We start from the raw sequence: 1,525 nt of genomic DNA, 5'->3' as shown, positions 1-1,525 counted from the left end.
CTCAACTTTCGCAGATAGATATAGGCAAATAAAGCTTGATGTAATTGGGCAAGGCCGCTATCCATTGTGAAAGTTGACATTTAATAAATTTTGCAACACGCTTGTTTGCAGTTTGTGTTACCCCAGTAAGAATTTCAAGTAACTGACTCAGCGCAACAACCCAATCCAACTCAGCAAGTTCATCACACATTGCTAGGAACAAACCGCCTAAAGACCTGTCATCGCCCTGCTGTCGATGTTGCCAGTTAAGGACGATATACCTGGCAAACACAATAGTCGTATGACTGATGAGCATATCAAAACTGCGTCCTTGAAACTCTTTACCCAATTGTAAAATAGATTTAGTGCATTTGAAGAAAGTTTCAATATCCCAACGGATACCATACAAGCGGATGATTTCTTCTTCATCAAGAGTTACATCGGTAGATAAAACCGCCAGCCATTCGCGCTTGTTGGTTCTATGACGAACAAATACGATTTTAACTGGAATATCATTGGATAATATGGTTGTAATTGAACTCAAAATACCGCTTTTCTTAAAGCCTTTGGTGGTGGACGCTTTGTATAATGCTTTAAGGCTTAAAGCATGACCATTAACCAGATACCTATGATTATTATCTTTTACCATACCGATAACAGCAAGACCGCGTTTGCAGATAGCACGAATTAATGGGGCATGAGTAAACCAGCTGTCCATAAGAACATGAGACGCATGTACACCGCTTTTCAATGTACGGTCTATCATTTCGGGAATAACATCAGGTGCCTTTTGCAATGCTTCTAGCCGACGTTTATAACCGACACTTCGCTTGTCGATAGCTTCATTAATTCCATGAAGGCAAGCCTTTCTTGAACTGAGCATAGCAAAATCAGTAGGAATGAACGTGTGACCGTCAGACCAGCCCAAAGTCAACATGCGAAACCCTTTATAATAGCAATTATTCGTGTGATCCTTACAGCGGGCTAACAGTTCAACCTTCTTACTCCTATTACGCGCGTAGGCAGAATCATCCACTACTAAAACGCCAGTCTTCTTTTGCGTTGTTAAGGGTACAATTTTTCCGATGACGTGGCTGCTAAGCGCAGATAAAAAGCGTTGCCAAGCAAAATTCGGACAGTTGAGAAAGCGATATACTGCATCTTTTCCAGGAAAATCAGCGCTTTTATGGTCACTATCTTGCATACGAAACCAGTTGCGGTGTTGAAATAGCAAGCAAAATACAATCTGAAAAATATAGCTACAGGCAAACCCTAAATTGCGCTTGATTCCTGCTTGACGCAAATGCTGCAGTATCTTGAGCTCCTTAAAAGCGGCTTCGATTTCTTTTGGGAGTTGATTTTTCTGTTGATTTTGGTTTATCATTGTCATATGGAAGGCACCTCTTCTGTATGGTAGTGTTTTGTAGCAAACTCACTATACCAGACATTAGGGGTGTTTTTCCATTGTCAAGAAAGATTATTTTTATGCATTCGTGTTGGCTAAATCGTGATGTTGAGTCGATTATGGCTCTGCGAAAGTTGAGTT

The 1,525-nt window shown here is 40.7% G+C and carries 1 protein-coding gene; it reads right to left on the bottom strand.

The annotated features are described in order from the left end of the window. Position 1 precedes the first annotated feature (1 nt). A complete protein-coding gene (locus tag GT1_RS21830) occupies positions 2 to 1,369 on the bottom strand; it encodes a transposase (RefSeq protein ID WP_223226443.1) in 1,368 nt (455 codons plus the stop codon). Positions 1,370 to 1,525: the final 156 nt, after the last annotated feature.

The organism is Sporomusa sp. GT1 (genome assembly GCF_014634905.1).
In the GTDB taxonomy this organism is placed as follows: Bacteria; Bacillota; Negativicutes; order Sporomusales; family Sporomusaceae; genus Sporomusa; species Sporomusa sphaeroides.
This window is presented reverse-complemented; position numbering and strand designations above follow the sequence as displayed.

What these genes read in the sequence shown, in the direction of transcription:
- GT1_RS21830 (WP_223226443.1), bottom strand. Translation starts at nt 1,369, where the DNA reads ATGACAATGATAAACCAAAATCAACAGAAAAATCAACTCCCAAAAGAA.